This window comes from Alkaliphilus flagellatus (genome assembly GCF_018919215.1).
Taxonomy (GTDB): Bacteria; Bacillota; Clostridia; order Peptostreptococcales; family Natronincolaceae; genus Alkaliphilus_B; species Alkaliphilus_B flagellatus.
On the sequence record NZ_JAHLQK010000004.1, the window covers coordinates 43,647 to 64,695 of the forward strand.

The 21,049-nt window shown below is 30.1% G+C and carries 16 protein-coding genes; all 16 read right to left on the bottom strand.

Going from position 1 to position 21,049, the window contains the following annotated elements:
- Nucleotides 1-110: 110 nt before the first annotated feature.
- The 16 genes from KQI88_RS10360 to KQI88_RS10435 all read right to left on the bottom strand — a co-directional run bounded on the left by KQI88_RS10360 (nt 111) and on the right by KQI88_RS10435 (nt 20,870).
- On the bottom strand, nt 111-1,034 hold the full coding sequence (locus KQI88_RS10360; protein WP_216417072.1) for a hypothetical protein: 924 nt from the start codon (nt 1,032-1,034) through the stop codon (nt 111-113).
- Between the two features lie 656 nt (nt 1,035-1,690).
- Nucleotides 1,691-1,951, bottom strand: a complete 261-nt coding sequence (locus KQI88_RS10365; RefSeq protein WP_216417074.1) for a hypothetical protein — start codon at nt 1,949-1,951, stop codon at nt 1,691-1,693.
- A gap of 201 nt (nt 1,952-2,152) precedes the next feature.
- Entirely contained in the window at nt 2,153-2,806 is a 654-nt protein-coding gene (locus KQI88_RS10370; RefSeq protein ID WP_216417076.1) for a hypothetical protein, read from the bottom strand.
- 307 nt (nt 2,807-3,113) lie between these two features.
- The gene (locus tag KQI88_RS10375; protein ID WP_216417077.1) at nt 3,114-4,319 is read right to left on the bottom strand and encodes a hypothetical protein; all 1,206 of its coding nucleotides are present in this window, start codon (nt 4,317-4,319) and stop codon (nt 3,114-3,116) included.
- A 112-nt stretch (nt 4,320-4,431) separates the two neighbouring features.
- On the bottom strand, nt 4,432-5,694 hold the full coding sequence (locus tag KQI88_RS18475) for a C39 family peptidase (protein WP_216417079.1): 1,263 nt from the start codon (nt 5,692-5,694) through the stop codon (nt 4,432-4,434).
- A gap of 49 nt (nt 5,695-5,743) precedes the next feature.
- Nucleotides 5,744-6,730 carry a hypothetical protein gene (locus tag KQI88_RS10385; protein ID WP_216417081.1) on the bottom strand — a complete coding sequence of 329 codons (987 nt, stop codon included), beginning with the start codon at nt 6,728-6,730 and terminating at the stop codon, nt 5,744-5,746.
- A 412-nt stretch (nt 6,731-7,142) separates the two neighbouring features.
- Entirely contained in the window at nt 7,143-7,427 is a 285-nt protein-coding gene (locus KQI88_RS10390) for a hypothetical protein (RefSeq protein ID WP_216417083.1), read from the bottom strand.
- 3 nt (nt 7,428-7,430) lie between these two features.
- Nucleotides 7,431-7,715: a hypothetical protein gene (locus KQI88_RS10395; protein WP_216417085.1), complete on the bottom strand. Its 285-nt coding sequence runs from the start codon at nt 7,713-7,715 to the stop codon at nt 7,431-7,433.
- Between the two features lie 20 nt (nt 7,716-7,735).
- Nucleotides 7,736-9,097, bottom strand: a complete 1,362-nt coding sequence (locus tag KQI88_RS10400; RefSeq protein WP_216417087.1) for a hypothetical protein — start codon at nt 9,095-9,097, stop codon at nt 7,736-7,738.
- Nucleotides 9,098-9,127: 30 nt separating this feature from the next.
- Entirely contained in the window at nt 9,128-10,957 is a 1,830-nt protein-coding gene (locus tag KQI88_RS10405; RefSeq protein ID WP_216417089.1) for a VirB4 family type IV secretion system protein, read from the bottom strand.
- On the bottom strand, nt 10,957-11,646 hold the full coding sequence (locus KQI88_RS10410; RefSeq protein WP_216417091.1) for a hypothetical protein: 690 nt from the start codon (nt 11,644-11,646) through the stop codon (nt 10,957-10,959). The genes KQI88_RS10405 and KQI88_RS10410 overlap by 1 nt, the downstream gene beginning before the upstream one ends.
- A 3-nt stretch (nt 11,647-11,649) precedes the next feature.
- The gene (locus KQI88_RS10415) at nt 11,650-12,006 is read right to left on the bottom strand and encodes a single-stranded DNA-binding protein (protein WP_216417093.1); all 357 of its coding nucleotides are present in this window, start codon (nt 12,004-12,006) and stop codon (nt 11,650-11,652) included.
- Nucleotides 12,007-12,110: 104 nt separating this feature from the next.
- Entirely contained in the window at nt 12,111-15,863 is a 3,753-nt protein-coding gene (locus KQI88_RS10420; protein ID WP_216417095.1) for a hypothetical protein, read from the bottom strand.
- Nucleotides 15,847-18,684, bottom strand: a complete 2,838-nt coding sequence (locus tag KQI88_RS10425) for a MucBP domain-containing protein (RefSeq protein WP_216417097.1) — start codon at nt 18,682-18,684, stop codon at nt 15,847-15,849. The genes KQI88_RS10420 and KQI88_RS10425 overlap by 17 nt, the downstream gene beginning before the upstream one ends.
- Nucleotides 18,685-18,758: 74 nt before the next feature.
- Entirely contained in the window at nt 18,759-19,958 is a 1,200-nt protein-coding gene (locus KQI88_RS10430; protein ID WP_216417099.1) for an S-layer homology domain-containing protein, read from the bottom strand.
- Nucleotides 19,959-20,240: 282 nt separating this feature from the next.
- Entirely contained in the window at nt 20,241-20,870 is a 630-nt protein-coding gene (locus tag KQI88_RS10435; protein WP_246579250.1) for an ORF6N domain-containing protein, read from the bottom strand.
- Between the last annotated feature and the right edge of the window lie 179 nt (nt 20,871-21,049).

A 21,049-nucleotide genomic window follows, 5' to 3' on the forward strand; every position in this document is an offset into this window, starting at 1 on the left:
ACTGGCCCCCCATAACCTTTCTCCGTAGGTAGTGCTTGTAACTAGTAAAGAGGTGTGTGTAACGGGCATAGATATTTTGTTAGGTAATCCTATATGCAGAAATATGTCACTTATTCTTTTTTATGTTTTATTCTTACTTCTTGTTCATGTTTTTCCCACTCTTCATTCAATGTTTTCTGAATGTCGATAGGATTTATATCTGTACTTACCATTCCATTTGTAGCATCTGCCATTCCTATCCCCCAACTAACATCAATTAAATGGGGTTGGTGACAATTATATGCATGTGTACATCTCTCCAATATCACACTATTACTTGTAGGATCTATTAATGTATATGGATAAGAGAGTTGCAGAAACTTCTCATTGTCATACCGAGTTTCTTCACTATCCCAAAAAAGAATAACAAACAAACCTGAATTAAATCTAAAGAAGTAAGACATCGTTAACCCCTTTAATACTACTTGCTTGTTCTCTTCCCTATAAAAAACCCTCCCAGTATGATAATCAACGTTTTTAATCATAGAATTATCTAAAAATATAGACCCATTTACCCATCTTAACTTAAGATTTCCAAAAATATATTCTGGCATAGGTGATGTATTAACCCATAATCCGCCTAATACTGTCACATGTTTGCCTATATCTTTCTTTTCTTTATTAAGTAGAAATTCCAATACACCTTTATCAAAAAATGATATATCATTTTTGTGCGACCTTAAATCATTATATGTGAATTTCATTAGTACCTTTAATAATTTATCATATTCATATTCAAATTCTAAAGTATCATCCTGCTCATAAGCTTTAGCAAAATACTGGCTAATCATATGTTTTGCATACCCATCAATATATGAAAGTCTATTATTATTGCAATTAGAACAAACGTCCTTTATTACTGGATCAGCTTTATATTGCCTATTTCTTACTGAATCTATTGTTAAATCACATTCAGGAAATAGTTCTAATACTGAATCTGATATTATATGTTCTTTAGAACTATTTTTATCTTCTTTACAATATGCACATATCATCAATATCCACCTTTCTCAAATATGTCGCTTAACTTATTTACAATTTCACCTAACGCGCAAGTGATTGTTGATATAATTCAAAACTTCTTATACTCATAATAATCAAACTCCTGTTTTTAATCTAATATGATACATTCTAATTAAAATACTATATTATGAAATATTTTTAATCTCAATAAATTTATTAATTTTGATTTTCATTGGTAGATTTTATCATTTTACTAAACTTAAAAAACACAAAATATATCAAAAAACCAAAATAAATTATAGAAAGGTAATCAATATGTAAAGTTAAAAAGAATGACATAATTATAAGTATAATGTAAATCCAGTTTCTCGGTTTACTTTCTAGCTTTTTATCAAGCCACACATTTAATAAAGCATAGCCCAATAATATCAAGAGATATACCGATCCAAATTGTGATGTAATCCATACCTTTTTGTACCATTCAATTTCAGAATTAATGACTATTATTCCCAAAATAGCACTATGTAGGAATAGTAATAGAGTCATAAATGTAATTACTCCTGGAATGAAAAATGGATTCAAAGTATTCATATAGTAATTTATAATGTCTTTTTTTCCACATCTATTCTTTTAGATTGTTCATAATTCATTGATGAAATTTCTTTTCTAAGTGATACCAACAAATTCTCTAATTTGCTCTTATTATTACTATAGTAATAATCTTCACATTTTTAAATATTTCCCTCGATAAAAAAGAATAAGAAGCACTAATAGTTTGCTGTAAAGAATACTGTGACTCTTTTTTCTCGTTTTCTAAATATCTTAAAATCTTCACTTCTAAATCTCCATATACTTTAAGTACTTGTTCTATTCTTGCTATTTCAAAATCCCTATCCTTCAAATATGTAATTCTTACTTCTTTAAATAACCATAGTAAAATTAGTATCATTACAATTATTCAAATCGTACTATTACCCGAAATAATTAATTCAATAATTTCTAATATGTCTAAATCTGTACTCATACTTCCCACCTACTCACTTGGTTGCATTGTCTGCAACACTTTGTAATAAATATTTTATATTATAAACTTAATTAAATTCTATAAGTCAATTTTTCAATAATTTAAATCTTACCTATAACATAGAAGTTATCTATTAAAATCTATCATCATTATGTCATTTAACTCATCCCTTAAAGACTTTATAATATATCTTTCTTTGTTAATTATGGTTTCAAAAGGCGGGTATACCATATAGTAGAAACCTGTTAAGTATACAATAATAAAGATTATAAGAATAGAATACTCTATAACATATATAAAATTAACTTTCTCTACAGCTAATCCTAAGACAAAAGCTATAACTGGTAATATAGCATGTGTGAAAACCTTAACTAAAGGCTCAAACAATTTATTAGACAATTCTTTTTTATTAAGTTCCTCATTACAAGCATTAATAAGAATCTCTATTTTTTCTACTGAATATAAATTAAACTCATTTTTTAAAGTATTTCTTAAACTATCAAGTTTTTTATTATACTCCACCAAATTATTTGAATAATTTGCAATACTTTCTTTTGTAACATTCTTAAAAACTATTATACCTATGCATATTAATATTGCCCATGTAACAATATAAACCATCGTGATATCATGAAATATCAACATTATACCTAAAGCTGCTATACCTATAATTATAGTGATAATAAATAAATTTATTTCTTTCTTTGTCAAGTCTCTAAGTGTTCTTCTTTGCATATCATAAATCTTCGCTTTATAAGCATCTAACAAATAATAAATCATAAATAAAACCTCCTTAAATCTCTAATAATATCAAACTTCTATTTACCTAAAATTTTATTTCTACTACCAGTTTGCCTATACATAATATTTGATTATATTCAAGAAACGGTCTTTGATAATATTCTGCACTAGTCATGAAATATATGTCAAATTTATTAAATTATTTATATTATACACAATGTTTAGCTAATACTTTGTCGAGTTATGTCATTTTAGAAAATAAAAATGCCGAATATACTCGATTATAAAATTTGTACAAGTTTTGTATTAAATAACATCATATCTGATCCTAATAGCTAATCACTCCTTAGTATATAATCCCATTATGTCTAAGCTCATTATCTATATCTAAACTCACCTCATGAATCGAATTATAAATACAAGTTTTTAAGTACACTACTGTATTTCTTATTTCTTTTTCACTACTAGCTTTCTTAAATTTAGCTATAGCATGGTCTATAACTAAAAAATTAAGCTTCTCCATATCCTCTTTAATCATATTAGCAGGAACCATATTGTCTCTTATCTTTACTATTTTTTTATTTTCAATATCTAAAAATAATAATTTTATAGCATGAATAACTGCATCTCTATAGACTTCATCAATAAGATTAACTTCACATTTCTCTAATATTGTGTTGAAATTCTCCAATTGTTTTTTAGATTTATCCTGTCTGTCAATTCTATTATTAAGTCTATTAATAGTATTAATTTCAAAATTATCATCACCGTTATAATTATCTATAGACAGACTGATAGACTTAGATATATTAATATCTTTAGATCTATTAAAAACATTAGAATTATTAGGTATACTATCAACACTAGAATTCATGCTGTCTGTAGGTAGATTTAGTTGTCCTAATTCGGGATAAATGGTTATCCCGTTTTGGGATGACGGGTTATCCCTTTTCGGGACAGCTACTTGTCCTGTTTTGTGTTGTCCCTTTCTGTGATAACTCCCTGCAGTATATACTCCATTATTAGATTTATTATTTCTAACACCTAAATCTTTTGATTTTAATTTATCTTCACTTTCCTCTTTATTAATTTCTTCTGCAACGATATCTTCTGCTTTTTCTATTTCTTCCGTGTCTTCTGCTGTCATCTCTACTTCTTCCAGGTCTTTATCTTTGCCGTTATTATTTCTGCCTTCCCAATCTCTGATCTTCTTTAAAGGTTCAAAAGGAGCAGTATCATTCAGAATATAAATATTTCGATTATGATTACCTTTATCTATATCAATAAGCCCACATTCATAAGCTAGTTTTAATAATCTATAGAATCTATTTCTAGAGACATTAAATGCTTTAAAAAGAGCTTCATTGTTTGCAAATATTAAACTATTTTCTGCTTTTCCTTCATAATTTCTTCTATCTATATATTGATTAAAAGTTACATAAAAACTAACTAGGTCAAAATCATACTCCCTTAAATTATCAAGTACAAGATAAGTATCGCTAAATGTTAATTGCTCTCGAGTTCTCTTGCCACTACGTTTTAATTCATTCATTTCTATTCCCCCACTTTTCAAATATTATTTTAAAAATTAGAAAAAAGAAAAAACACCCTTTCGAGTGTTTTGTATTTTGATATTTCATATTTAAGCTTTAAGGCTTCAAATTTTAAGGTCTAAACATCCAAAATGGACTGCCGTTTACTCCACCATTTTTACTACTTTCATTCATAATAATAGAGATATCCCACTCCTTATTACTTCTTTCAACACTAGCTGAATCATGTACTAATATCTTTCCATCTTCTGTAACACCTCTTAAAACTATAAAGTGACCTCCATTAGTAAAATGTCCTCTACCCATGGCCGCTATTACTGGATATCCATCACTAAGAGCTTTAACTATAGAGTTAGGATCTTGTCTACTAATAGCCTCAACATTAAGTCCATAGTTTTTACCACCAGCTGTCATTAAAGACCAATAACTCCCTGCCCCTTCGGCCCTATGTCCATTTATGTAGCTCCAATTAGCAACTATATCTGGTGTCACTTTATTTCCTGTTAAACCAGATACAACCATTGCCAATGAAGTTGGACCGCAGCCTGCACTTAATATTGTACTGCTTCCATAAGGAAGATTACCCCATCTCTTATCAGTTTGATTATAATAAGGAATATTAGCATAGCCTTCAGGGTATTCTTGCAGCTTTTCAAAATCTATAATTGTGTTGTCATAAATATTTAAGCTATTTTCTACATCCATAGATGAGATCGTATTAAAGATATTAGTAGCAATAAAAATGTCCTCTTCGGTAGTTATATCTACATCAAAAAGGACATCTTCAAGGTTTCTAGTATTTACTGTTATAGTTGCTATTTTAAGAGTTACTGTTCTAGTCTTTGTGACTATTTTGGAGCTTCCATTATTATCAGTTACAACTTCATCATATTCCTCTTCAAATTCTTCTTCCGATATATTAACATCCTTATCAATAAATTTTAACGCTATTTCCTTTGCTTTATCAGGACTCATATTGGTAAAATCCTGGTTTAATAATACTGAATCTATAGCAATTAAAGCTTGCCAGGTTAAATCATAGTTATAATTAACAATAATCTCATCACAATCACTATTCTCTACTTTAACTTCTTCTATCCAGTCCTGGTTAAGCTTATCTACAATAAATATAGTATCTTGATATACAGCTACTTTTGCTATATCCTCTGATAAGTCTAGATTTTCTGTTGGACTGCTAAATAATATGTTTATTAATATAGAAGGAAAACTAGCAAGTGCAAGGAGTAATACTAAAATTATAGAAAGAATAGCTGTTAATGTTATAAATATTTTATTTCTAACCTCTTCATCAAAAACAGCTTGGGTTAATATCTTTTTAATTACTGCAATAGCTGTAGCACTAATATTAAACACCACCTCTTAGTTAAACTTACTATCTATTTATTTTAGTTGTTCATTTCAGTTACTTATTTTCGACTATATATTGATTTAAAAGTTGCATAAATATATTAGAATTTTTCATATCAAACAACTCTATTGAATCATCAGTAAAATATATCTTATTTTTCTGACTCTTTAATAATTTTCTAATGCTATTTTTCTCTTTTTCAGAACTAGAGCTTAATATGACATTCAAATCTTCTCCAGCTCCCCTTAAAATATTTGCTAGATCCTCAAACTCAGATTGCTTTGCAGCACCACAAAGAATTTTAATATCAGCAACATCAGAAGAATTAAAAGCCTTTAACTTTTTCTCCTTCAATAACCCTATGTCAATTATGTTAAAATTACAGTCTAATGGTATATTGCCATTGTAGTAATACTCTACATATTTATAAGAAGAATCCTTAAAACCATAATAAGAAGCTATCCTACTAAGATATCCACTTTCATTTGCTTCTGTATAAGACACCTTTGCTCCTATATCAGCTAGAAATGTAGCTAAATTAATCGCAGTTTTAGTCGCTGAAAATTTACTTTTAACTCCTGCAACAAAAATTTTAGTATTATCATTAGTAAAAGAATATTTTAAATTAAGTCTCTTAACATATTTAATAACTTGTTCATTAAATTTTTCTTCATAGTCTAAACACATTCTAATATCTTCCTGAATCTTCTCTATATCTGTTGAAGTTATAACATTATAAACTTTAGCTTCATTTACAATTCTGCTTAATAAAGCATTTTCTATATTTTTAGCTATAATGATAAGCCTAGGATTATATATTGTCCTAAAAGCTTCCATTGCCTCTATAACATCGTCATCACTATCCTTTAGACAATCTAAATCTACCACTACATAGGAGTAATGATCTAAACTTTTCATATCGTGAATTATAAATTTTTTTAAATAAAATTCACCTGAAAGTTTTTTAATTATCATATTTTTCTTGTCTTGTAGAAAATCTAAAATCCCTATATTTTCATTACTGGTTAGAAAAAGTAACACTAAAACACCTCCTATTTTTTAATAAAAAACATTACAAGAGCAAATATAAAAGCGATTAACCATAAAATCATCTCAATAAATTTAATAGTTCCATTTTTATTATCCATAACATATCCCTCTACTTTCTTTAATTTTCCTATATTAAATCATCTAAGCTTTTCTATTAAGTCAAGGTAAATAAATATATTAAAATGCACTATATTTTTTCTTCTAAGAATTCTTGCTAAAAAACAAGGCTCTAGAATCAATTTTAAGGCCCTTAAAAACACTTTAGATATATGTAGTACCTTCAACATATCAATATATCCTCGATTTTAAGAGCCCTAATAAATAATAAATATTAAATATATATTTAATGGATATTGAAAAAGAAGATTAAAGCAAATACACTCTAATCTTCTTTATAATAAAATTAATTTGATTCTCTTGATTGTCTGTTATAATATTTTAAATCATCAGCTATATCATTATTTAACTTCTCTAGCTTTAAATTTTCTATTTTTAATATTTCTCTAGCCTTTTTTAAAGCATTGTTTTTAACCTGTACTTCCTTCCACTCTTTAATACTAATTACTGTACTATCTTCTTCCTTATAAAAATTGCGAAAATTATTTACTATAAAAAATCCTCCAAGTAAAAGTAGTATAAATGTATATCCAAATAATAATAAAATTACTTCCTGTAGTATTTTTTGCATATTCTATATTGCTCCTTCCTGCTTTATTCTCTCAAATAAGATTTCTTCCAACTCATGATTTTTGTTTTCTAAATCTTGCTTTTTCTCTTCCAGCTTATCGATCTCTTCCTCCAAAGCTTTATTTTCATCATAAATATTTCTCAGAACACTACTTTCTACCTTGATGGTTCTTTCAAGAATATGAAAAATCTTACCTATATAGTTTTCTGTTAATTTTATTAGGAATAATGCTCCACCAGCTCCAAGAAAAAAGTAAATCCATATAAAAACAATCTTTTTCCAATCCATATTAATCATCCCTCCATTTATTAAAACTCTAATTCTTCTATACTTTCATCTATGCTTGCAGCAAATTCTTCGGCTCTTTCGGTAACCTCTTCAGCCTTCATTTCACCTATTTCAGAAATAGAATAAGCACCTTTATCATTTTTAAGTACATATCCACATTTAAAGTTATTTTCTAAACGATTTTTTAGATAAACAAACTGTTTTTCAACATCCTCTGGCTTACTATACTCTTCTTCTAATTGGCTATAAAGATTACCTAGAGTTAAAAGTCCATTGGCGGCTTCAATATGGCCAAATACTACATTCGCATCATAAGGAGTAAATTCAAACTTCTTATCAATTTCTTTAGCTGCTTTTGCACCTTTAACAGTAATGCTATACTTTCCATTTCGCTCTTCCATATATCCTCTATTAATTAACTTTCTTATTCTGCCTTGAAAAATATTTGATTGCTTAACAGCTTCCTTTTCATTTTTATAACGCTGCTTAAGAAGTTTTTCAATCTGTTCCTTTGAAGGACTTCTTTTAACTATAGGAAGAATTACATTAGCATCATATCTAGAGAAACTAAAATCCTCCTCCTCATTTTTATTTTCAATATCCCCTCTCTTCTTTTCATCCACGTCCTCCTGATCTGACTTAGATTCTTGTTTAGATTTAGATTTTTTCTCTAGTCTAGGTTCTTCATTTGATTTTGATTTCGATTTCTCTTCAGCTCTAGATGCCTGTTTGTTTTCTAGCTCTTTCTTACTTTCATCTCTCTTATTTACATTAAGTTGATTAACTATAGGATTTTGCTTTTCCTGTTTTACTCTCATTTTTTCCATCTGCTCAACACTTAGATTATCTTTTGCATAGGTAGAAACATCTAAGCCTCTTTCTAAACCTATCCTTATTTCTCTCATCTGTTTCCAATCAAATTCAGACTTGTTATAAAAGGACACATCAATTCCTTTTTCAAGACCTAGTCTAACCTCTTCCATCTGCTCGATATTTAAATCAGGTTTTGTAAATGTACTTACATCTAATCCTCTATCTAAACCCAGCTTTATCTCTCTCATTTGCCTCCAATCAAATTCAGGCTTACTATAAAAAGATACATCTAAGTTCTTTTCCTGCCCTAACCTGATCTCTTCCATCTGTTCAACATTAAATTCTTCCTTAGCATACACAGAAACATCTAAACCTTTTTCTAAACCTAATCTAATCTCCCTCATCTGTTTCCAATCAAAATTACGATTCTTATAGAAGTAAGTATCTAAGCCTTTATCTAATCCTAAAATAATTTCTTCTTTCTGCAGCCTATCATATTTATTATCAACATATAGCATAATTCTCTTTATGATACTTACTATACCTAGCTTCTTATTTGCTTTTTCCACATATATCATTCCTTTCTTTTTTATCAGATTTTATCTTCCTCCAGAACTACCCATATACCTAAACTTGTATTCAGGAATTTCAAAGTTTACTTTAAATCTCTTTGATCCAGCCATGAACAAAGCCTTACCTCTTTGCTTAGAAGCTAATAACTCCTCTTCAGCCTCGGTTAAACTGTACAGATTCTTCGTTTCCTCTAAGTTTTTACCATCAGTCCCCATTAAAACCTTAAAAGCAGGTAAATCTAAAATAGCCTGCCCATACATTTTAATTTTAGGATCTAAAAAATCTCCCACAATGTGAGAGATTATTGCACCGCCTCCTTCATATTTTCTAGCTCCTTTAATAAGATTTCTAAGAAAAATAAGACTTTGAGGCACCCTAGGATCTATCATTAAATAGGCTTCATCACAAAATAACATAACTGGTTCATTAGGATCCTTTATTATTTCTTCCCATGCCCATTGAAGAAGATTAAAATATTGTGTACTTAAAATATTTTCAGAAGTGTTTTGTAAATCCTTAGTATCAATACATATACATCTAGAACTTGCTTCTATAGTAGTGTGACCATTCCAAAGAAAAGAGTCGCTACCTAAAGCAATATCTTTTAACAGTAATGCTAGATCCTCATAATCTTTTTGATAAGATAGCTCCTTATCCTTAGACTTTTTTAGAATTTGATTATATAAATCTAGCATTATAGGAAAATCCGTATTGGATAGTTTTGATATATCTGTATCCCAAAATATATTGAATTTATTGTAAAGCTCTATAAGCTCACTTTTTAATATTGCTATAAACCTATCTGTAAGAGAAGGAATATACAGTTTAAAAAATATTTCTAGGTTTTTAATATATAAAGCCATATCTCCCATACCATATCCTTCATTTACATATAGTTTTTCACCATCACCTTCCTCCTCATCATCTCTAGGAATAACCCTTATTTGTAGCGGATTTATTTTACCTTTAGATCCTCCACCTGCATTTATCCAATCCCCATTAAGATTCCTACAAAGCTCTTTATACTCTCTATGAGGATCAATAAATATAATCTTTGTACCCTTCATATATTCAGATAAGGCTATATGTTTTACTACTGTAGATTTTCCCACTCCTGGTACACCCATTATTACAAAGAAGCTATTCGTCCTATCCCCTTCACGTTTCCAAGGGTCAATAATAACTAATCCACCTCCACTATCCTTTGCGTAATAATAGCCTGTGCCATCATTATAGCCACTTGAAGCAAATGGAAATCCTCCTATAAACGTGCTTAAAGGTACTACTCTTTGAATAATATTGCTAACATCTTCATTTTCAATATAAAAAGGAGATATTTGCATAAATCCTTCCTTTTGTAAGTTTGAAAGTGTCCTTAATTTACATCTAAGGACAGAAACACTACTCTCTACTTTCCTACAAATTTTATCTAAAACCTGTTCATCTCTTGAAATCGGTACTATAACTGTACTCAAAAGACCTACTATCTCTTTATCTCCATCTATATCTACCATAGTTTTTTCAGCATCAAGTGCTATTTTTTCAGCTCTTGATGCAGTAAGTGGATCTCTTGTACTGTCAGCTACTCCCCTTTGCTGCTTTATTAAATTAGAAAGAGAGTTTACAAAAGTACTATTGTCAATAGGTGAGAAATCTATTGATACAATTGTACTTGGTATGTTTGTAATCTGAGATAACCAACCATAATCCGGACTTTGAGGATATTTTATAAAGCCATAAGCTCTTGAGGTACTCTCTCCTATGTCAAAAGTATTTTTTCTAAACTTAAGTCCTACAGGAGTAATTATATTTAATAGTGAGTTATTTACTTTTGATACTTGTTTTTTCTTTGCCATTAAGCTCCCTCCTCCAATCTAGCAATAAAAGGTATAGCAGCTTCAAAATCTGTATCTTCTATATGGGAATATGCAGGATTATTTATTAAATTACATAGTCTTATTATCCCTTGCTCTTTTAAAATTTCGCATCCTATATTTCTACCTTCAAATTTTGAAGCCAATTCATTAATCCTTTTAAGAAGATCCCTTTCTATACCTTCTTCAAACTTTTCATAAAGCCTTATATAAAATTGCCTTTCTACTACTTCTCCACTCATAGCATAATTACTCATAACTAGCATCTCATGCCTTAATATTTCTTTCTGCTTCAGATTGTCTGTATTAAGGATTATATTAGAATACTCCTGAATAAGTGGAGTAATATCTACAGGCCTAGATACAGCTAAAAACCTAAAAGTCTTTTGCTCTGTAGAAAGCTCTACTGTTAGAGTTTTGCTTAAACTCTCTTTTTCTCTTCTACTTAGAAGATCTGTAGATATAGGGTTAATTTTTATATAAGCAAAGATATATCCATCCTCTGAATATAAAAAATTGCCCTTAATATCTTGGACATTCATAAATTCTTGAGCTGTTTCTAAATTCTTATTGATCTCCTCCTCCTTCTTCTTTGAATCTCTTTTCATTAGAAAAAATGCAATCCCACCTCCTATTAAAGTTAATGTAAGTATTATAATTGGAAAAATCATTGACTATTTCACCTCATTTACACTATCAGAAGACTTATCTTTTTTATTTCCCGCGAAATATTGTTCATCTACTATAACCTCAGTAAAGAAATGTTTTCTACCATCTTCACTTTCATAATTTCTAACTTGTAATCTACCAACTACAACTATCTGCTGACCTTTTTTAAAATACTTTTCTGCAACTTCTGCTACTTTACCAAAGGCAATTAAGTTTATAAAATCTGCATCAGGTTCTCCTTCTCTTTTAAATTGACGATTCACAGCCAAGGTATATTTACTTACAGCTATAGGATTATCTCCTTGGGAATACCTTAACTCTACATCCTTAACTAACCTTCCTAATAACATAACCTTATTCATACTGAATTCCTCCTTGTTTTTTTATAATTATGGTTGTTGAAAAAGAAAAGAGAAGCTAAAAATTCTAGCTTCTCCTTGCTCTTAATTAAAAAAATCTACTTAATTTAATTTCTATATTTATTTTTTATTCCTGGTTTAAGAAGTTCTCTAACATCTCCTTTTATATCTAACTCTAGTTCAGTTTCTCTAATAATATCACCTTTATAACCTCTAACAATGAACCTATATGGTGATCTTAACCTATTATTATTTTTATCTAAAGTTAGATCCGTACTAACCCAAACAATGTATTTGAATATATCTTCTTTAATCTCTAAAGAACCATCAACATTAAATGTTAATGGATACTTCACTGAAGAATATCCCATAGCTGATCTATTATCTTTAGAGATTATATCATCAGGTACAACAATCTCTATTTTATCAACATAACCTTCTGTAGTGATAAAAAACAAAACTTGATCACCAGCCATGGCTGGATTAGGCCGCAAGTTTCCATATACCTTTATTGGAAGTACCTGAAAACTAACTTTATCAGTACCAGTTGCATTATATGGATCTGTAGCTATTACCATTAACTCATTATTTCCAGCAACTAGATTATGCATATCAAAGCTCTGTTTTGTTCCTGAATTTACATTGTTTTTGGTCCATATTGTTTTCCATTTGCCATTATTTACCCTATGCCTTACTTCTAAATTTAACTTATCTAAATCAGGATCATTTGCTAATACGCTAACTTTAGCACTATCTCCTTCATATAATTTGCTAGGACTTATACTTATAGATACTGTAGGTGGCCTATTTAATATCAGTGAATAATTTTCCCTTGAAATAAGCTCCCCTGTTCTTTTACTATAGACACTAACTGTATAGTCTAGCTTATTGTCTGCATTTCTATCCATCACCTTAACGTTGTTTTTTGTAAATCTATTTGAGAATACATTATCTAGTTCGATACTAGTAGTTTCTAAGTCATTTGATGTTAGAACTAATTTAAAGTTTCCCCATTTATTCATAAATTTTGATGATGATAGGTTGACATTTACATTGAAATTCTTATTGTTATTAATAAGGCTTGAATTATCATTTATTTTTATGTCTTTTACATCAACTAACTTTGTAATAGAATCTGTTAGGTTATACTTATTCCTTACTGTTAGCGTAGTTGTTAGAGAGCTACTAGATGGTATTTCATTGTTTAATTGAGCCTGACTTTTACTCCAGGTAATTTGTCTAGTTGCAGCTTTTCCAAAAAAGTCATTCCATATTGTATAGCTAGGATCAAGCTGCAAGGTTTCTTTTCCTGCATTTCCTTTATAAACTTCACCATCTGCCATTATAGAATTAGCTAATGTTGTACCTACCTTATATTCAAATGCAGCTATAGGTGGCTTTCCTGTTGCATCTATTGTTATTATATCTGTAGCAGTTAACTCACCATCATTTGCTAAATCTAACCTAGCACCATAATCTTTTACGGTTAACCTTATATCCGTTTTGTAGTTTATATTTGGTCTAAATCCTTTTAAGCTTGTAATAGGCTTCCAATCTTGAATTATGGTATCATCATATCCAACAAACCTGTATTGCCATATTTCTTGCTGAATACCCTTATCGGCTCTTGTTTCAAAATCTAGGTCATATGACTTACTTTCAAGGTTTATAGTGTCATTTCCATTATCTATATAGGAAATTTTAGCTACAGGTCGCCTGTGGGCGTATAATTCTATATCTTTAGGCTTAGACTCCTTTGAAAAGTCTATACCAGCAGGATTAAATATACTATCTTTCTCTTTCGCAGATACTATATATCTTCCTGATTTACTTAATGTGATAGTAATATCTTCTCCATCCCTTACTACTGGATTTGTGTCAAATATAGTAAATGTATCATCCCTTAACCACTCACCATTTTTAGTAATTTCACTATCAGCATTTTCATAAATCTGTGGGTAATGTTCAAATTTGAATTGTCTATCTTTACCCCTTGGGACTGGTACTGCAGTGGTATAGTCCTTTTCTTCATCTTCAAATTCTATATTTTTAAGTGTTATTTTATTGCCTGTTTCCACTACTTTAATTAAAGGATTATCAGTAGAATTTACTTTGCTGTATATCCAATCTGCTACTTTTTTAGGGTCTAAGGTGCTGTCTAATGTAAATAGCCTATTTCCATTGTTGGTATAATCATTATCCCCTGTTACGTTTTCAATGCCTTGAATGTTTCTTACATAGTTTTTATTAATAGGTAATTCTAGCACATTAAATATATATTTTTTTGCATCCAAGGCATTGTTTATCCTTCTGTAGTAAATATCACTCTTTTCCATATTAAAGATAGGTATATAGAAGGTATCATTGTCGTTTATATGGATATTAGCTATATCTTCTATATCTATAGTTACATTTCTTTCTATAGTGTGGTAACCATCCTTAAATTCAAAGTATATTTTATGTTTTCCAAGGGGCAGATAAGCTCTGCTTAGATAATTGTTTGTATATGGACTTTTACCAATTGATCCATGATATAGGACTCCATTATTAACTATGTTAGGTGTATCTGTCCATATTTTTAGATTGATATTATCGTTATCTATGTCGTTTATTTGCCAGGTAAAAGGCAAGTACCCCCAGAACATCTTTTCATTTTGTACTGGCTTTAATATAGCTACATTAGGAGCTGTATTTATCTTAGTTACTCTAGCTACATTGCTTGAATAACCATCTGAATCTCCGTCATTTACCTTTACTCTAAGCTGATATTCCTTATTGAAACTAAGACTTTTCCATACTGAATCAATCATTTTAAGTGATGTTGTTTCACCACTTGCAAGGTTTGTATTCGTTACTGCATCTCTCCAGGTACTTCCATCTAGGTATTGGAGTGTAGCACTTAGAACATCACCATCTGCATCCGATACTCTAGCCTTCACTGTAGGTGGCTGATCCGTTCTAAGGGTTAAAGATTGGGTTGGTTCTGTAATTGTTACAGAAGGCAAGTTATTAAGTTTCTTTATACTTATTCTTTTGGTGTCGGAAAGCTCTCCATCGTATAAATCTACTTCAAATATTAGGTCTGTATTTGACTGTAGGCTTTTCCAAACTGAGTCCGTCATATCTACTGTTACTGTATCACCATTTCTTATCCCTGCTCTAGTATCAATCGTTTGCCAACGACCATTTGAATAAACGGAAGTAGTACCTGTCATTCTATCACCATCAATATCGTAGGCATTATATCTTATTGTAGGCTTTTGATACTTTAAAAAGCTTTGTCCATTAGACGGTTGTATTATTGATACTACAGGCTCAGTATTCGGCTTATATTCTTCTATAAGCTCAAAGTATATGGTGGCATCTACATATGTTCCAAAAGACGTAACACCAGTGGTTTTGCTTTCATCACTATCAAGTCTAAAAGTTATTGCATCATGTCTATCTTTTAACTCTACAATTTTATTCAGTCTTACAGAATCACTGTAATCTCTTTCCCAACCATTCCATTCCCTTTTTGCATCTCGAAGTTGAAAAGTACCCCAATCTGTTTTAAGATAACGGTCATGTAATGGCATAGCTGAATCCATAGATATTTCAACGGAAGTTATCTTGTACTTGCCATAAGGTGCATCATCACCATTAGTTATTCTAAATTCAAAATAAAAACTGTCTTGACTCATATTATATTTTTCTTCTATTCCGTCTAGCATATATCCTTTTCCTGTTCTGTAACTAAAACTAAAACCATAATATGATTTAGCATGGGCTGTATTTATGCTAACTGTAAATACAGCTTGAAATATTAATAACATTACTAATAGCTTTACACCTATTTTCTTATTAATATTTGTTTTCATATTTAGTTAACCTCACTTTCAGCCCTCTACTTTCAAGATTTGCTACTAATTCATTTATCTTTTCTTGCATTTCAGAAGGAATGTAATCGTCGTAGTGTACTATAACGTTGATTTCTCTATCTATTCCAATTTCAAAGGTTATAGTTGGAAGCAGATTATCTATGAAAACATTTGAATACTCACTAATAGTTGTAAGCTCATGCTGTAGTATTTCGTTATACAAAGGTGAATTTTCCGAAGGAAGTTGTGTAATTTCTTCTTGTACTTTTGCCTTAATATAGTAATCACCTAGACCATCTTTTTGGGTTAAAAATGTGATTATTGCATTGTTCAAATCTTTAACCTTTACAATGTTGGTTTCTTCTACATTAAGTACAATTTCAGTATCAGAATCATAACCGTTTATTGGATCTTCCGTAATAACAACCATATGTTCTAAATCGTTATCAATTCCATCATTCTGTACATCATATACAAGATAGAAAACCTTCCCTCTTAGTTTATCTCCATCATTAGACTTGGACTTATCTATTACTTTTATATAGCCCTTACCAATGTTCTCCTCAGTTATAGCCTTAGACCTATCTTTATAATCTTTTACATCATTTTCCGTTATTCTGTGTTGCATACTTTCAATTTCATAATTAACAACAGGTGCTTCATCAGGATCAATAAGTAAAGTTTTATATATTTCATCACTGTCAAAATCCTTTGTATCAAACACTTGTAATGAAAATTCAACTTTACCTTCCTTCTTAGCGTACATTTCTAACTTATCTTTAACAGGATAGTTAGGATAATGGATTCTTATATTATCGTCATTGTAACCTCCTATATTGTCTATATTTTCCCATTCTCCATCATTAAACCTATACTTAATCTTACTTTTTTTGTGGTCTATAGGGAAAGGTGCATTGCTATAGCTCCCTGTAAAATCAAGCCCTATATATCGGTATACTTTCTTTTGTATATCATGTTCATTTTCCACTTCAATATCTGCATAAAGAGTCGGTCTTACTATGTTCTCTTTTATATCCAGGGTAGTATTAAGTCCTCTATCATCCGTAGCTGTAACTCTAAAGGTAACAACGTTAGCTATATCACTTACATACCGATAATTAGCTCTGTACATTTCATTGCCCAAAGGAATTATGGTTTTTCTTCCTAAGTAGCTAAGTTCAGGGTAATTGTCTAAAATCTCAAAATCTACTTTAGCAATAAATCCATCACCATCGACAGCATCTACAACCACGTCAAATTCTTCTCTAGCAAAGGTAGGAGCTTCTCCATCTTCACTTACTACTTTTAATTCAACGAGTGGTGGTAGATTTTCTACATATATTTCTATATCCTTTTCTGTCCTTCTGATTGGTCTAAAGGCATTATAGGCTGTAGTTCTTAATGTGTAATATTCCTCAGTTTCAAATATGCCCTTCCTGAAGATAAATTCATCTTCATTAAGTACGCCAGTTCCTGAAAGAACAACCTCCCCTGTAGATTTTTTAATAAAGCTCCAACTTTCCCCTATAACATCAAAACCTTCTGGATGCTGCTCAGAAGGTTCATTTATATCATATACAGTTGTCTTTATTTCTGTTGGCTCTTTTAGATGTACTATGTTTATATTAGAATCAGTGAGTCCTTCAATTTCTATTACTGGTGGTTTAATCTCTTTAACCTTAAAGCTTACACTTTCTTCTGCTGTAGCGTTAGTTTCCTCATAGGATAATGTTTCAGGATTCCATGCAAAATCCGTATATCTTGCTCTTTGTACTGCATATGCTCCACTGTCTGGGTCATCCGTAGGAAATAATCCATCTATAAACCCATCACCCGATTGATTCGCATTTTTTGCGAAGAATCTCCATCGAATATTACTACCTCCACTAGCAAAACCTTTAATTCTTATACTTTCACCTTCATAAATTTGATTTGAAGGTGTAGTTGGATCATCATCTCTCGGTACAATCCATATGTCGACGTCGGGTTTATCTACGTCGGGCTTTGGTGGTGGTTCTACTGGATCGACTGGGCCTGGATCAACTGGTGGTTCAACTCCTGATTGTAGTTTGTAAATAAATATAACTACAATCTCTTCTCCTTTATCACTTATATCTAAAGTGTATCTACCATCTGAAGGAGAAATAAGGTCGTAGCCTGTAATATTAGCTGCATTTACAGTAAAAGTCCCTTGAGTAGCTGGACTGTATTTATCATCCGACTTTATTGTTTTTCCACTTTCATCTTGATACTTTGCTATTACTGTATCTAGATTAGAATCAAGTTCGAGTGTTACTACGACAGGCACATAGTTCCGATATACATTTATACCATTTACTTGATCTTTTTTACTTCCGTTTAAGGATAATGAATCAAAAGTAGAATTAATTGTAACTCTTCCTGTTTTTCCAATATGCTGCATAGTATTATTTAAGTGATACTTATTTACCATGTAATCGATTATTTCTGAATCTGATATAGATGTGTATCTTTGCAAATTATGATAACTATCAGAATCTCTATTAAAGGGTTGTATAGCCTTAATTTTGTAATTAGGTACCGAAACAGAAGGAAAATCATAGCTATATACCGTACTACTAGGCCCTTCAAATTCCTTTCTTTTATTTGACTCATCATCAAATAGCCATTTCCCTGTACTAGGATCTTGCCAAAATTCAAAATATGCAAGAAATAATATGTTGAGTTCTCCTGCATTTGCCTGTACATATAATTCTTCCTTGTTAATAGGTATTAATATATTAAAGATAGTTAAAAAAGCTAGAATTAAAGCTATATACTTACTTCTTTTAACTTGATTCATAAAATCTCCTTCCTTCCTAAGTGTATAAATAGTAAAAGGACCATACCTTTGTATAGTCCTCTATAATTTACTTCTTATTTAAACGGGTTTTTAATAAATACAATTCCTTTATCCTGGTTTCTTTTGTCTTGAATTATGATCTGCTCTGCTTGGTTTAATTTAAAACTATAGTTGTTTTTATCAAACTCCCAGTCATACGAACTTTCTATTTCAAATTTTGTAGTAAATGGAGTATATGCTTTAACAGCCATTGAACCTAATCCTACTATATCGGGATATATTTTAACCATATAATCATGCATTTTTTGGTCAAAACCCATTAAACCTCTATATCTATATTGATTTTGATTATCTATATAACCAGTTCTTAAGCTTGATAAGCTATCATCAGTCAGTGCATAACCTTGTAAATATACATTATAGAAATTATATATATCTGGTTTTGTATCTTTTTTTATTCCTGTAATAATAAAGTTTCCAACTCGAATTGGAAAATCTTTTACAGTTCCATAGTAAACTTTTTCTATTTTAGAATTACCGTCTGTTGGAATACCCTCTGTTTTAACACTTCCTCCTAAGTTTAAACTATCAAATGATTTACTTGGAAGCTCTGTCATATCCTTATAGTTCTTTTCTTCTTCTTTTACTGGCTCTTCTTCAACAATTTCTTTCACTTCAGGAATCTGTCTTTTAGATAAATCAAGAAACCTTAGAAGCATTGTACTTGCTTCTGCTCTTGTAGCTGTATTTTCATACTTAAATGTTCCGTCTGTGTAGCCTGTTATAATTCCTGCTGCATATACCTTTGCAACATGTTCCTGATAACTCGTTGGTATTTGGCTAAAATCTGTAATTTGATTTTTCAATTCTTCAATACTTACTGGCTCTTCTTCCAAAGCTCTTGAAATTATTCTAGCCATTTCACCTCGCGTGATGTTAAGGTCATAACCTCCACCATATTCAGTTCTTATGACATAGCCTTCTTCAATGGCTCTCTCTACATATAGCCCTGCCCAATGTGCATAAGGAGCAATACCTGGATCATCATGTAAGGCATTAATTAAAATCTTTGTAAACTCTGCCCTAGTAATTGTAGCATCAGGTCTAAAATTACCATCAGGATAGCCTCCTATTATATCTTTATCAATAAGATATGTAATATTATCCTTCGCCCAGTGGTTATCTATGTCTTTAATATCTGACGCAAATACTGTATTGGATATTGAAAAAAACATAAATAACACAGTAAATATAGCTATACTTTTTCTTTTCATTTTAAAACTCCTTTCTTTCTTTGGATAGACATTTTGTCCCTTGAAGTATTTTGAGGTATAAACTTTAGCATAAAATTCCTTTTTAAAATTAGTTTTATATTAAATATTATATCATAAAGATGGCTAAATTTCAAGGATTACAACGGCTTTCGAGTAAACTTTTTAGAATTTTCAGCTAAATATTTTTCTTTAAAAGTCAATTTTTTTTGTTTCAATAGCCCTTTTCAGACATAATTTTCACCTCCTAATAAAGTATGTTTATAACACAAAAAGTCACTATTGCTAGTGACTTTCTGGTTTGTTAAACTTATTCATTTTCTTTAAAGAATTAATAATATCTATATTTACAGCTTGTATTGCTGTTGTAAAACTATCTAGTAAATTACTTGGCATATATCCATCTGTAGATTTAATGTATTCTATTAAATAGTTTGATGTAATAACTGCTTTTTCTAATTTCTCTTTATGTAATTCTAGTTTATAGTCTTTAGGTACTACTTGGAAAATTTGTTCCTTCGCAACTAGCTCTCTCATATTAAAATATCCATCTACTAATTTTTCATATTGTTCCCATGCAAAATCATCTTCTAATATTTTTAGGAGTTTTGAATATCCTCTTTCAGATAGTAAATAGATATTTTTGCTTCTATTTACTGCGTTTTGAGTGTAAACTCCGTTATCCTTTAAAAGGATATCAAAATTACTCCCTTTTAAATCAATAATATCTATATTATCCTTAAATCTTTTCCTATTATTATTTATTAACTCATTTACTTTAAACAATTCTTTACCATGTATAGCTGCTATATCTCTAACTAACATAGCTTTTTTATCTTTTCCAAATCCACCTTCTATATGATAAAATTCCATATTATCTAAATTAACTTTTCCTTTAAGTCTTAAATTGTTCATAATAAGCATCTCCTTTCAAATTTTAATTTATTTTGAAAGAAGTTATTTATTGTATATTGTAATACATGCGTATTACATAGCATTCCAAATATATTGCATTTTGCACTTATATGTATTACAATAATATACAAATACACAACATATATGTTGTGTCATATATAACTCTTTCAATAGGGTTG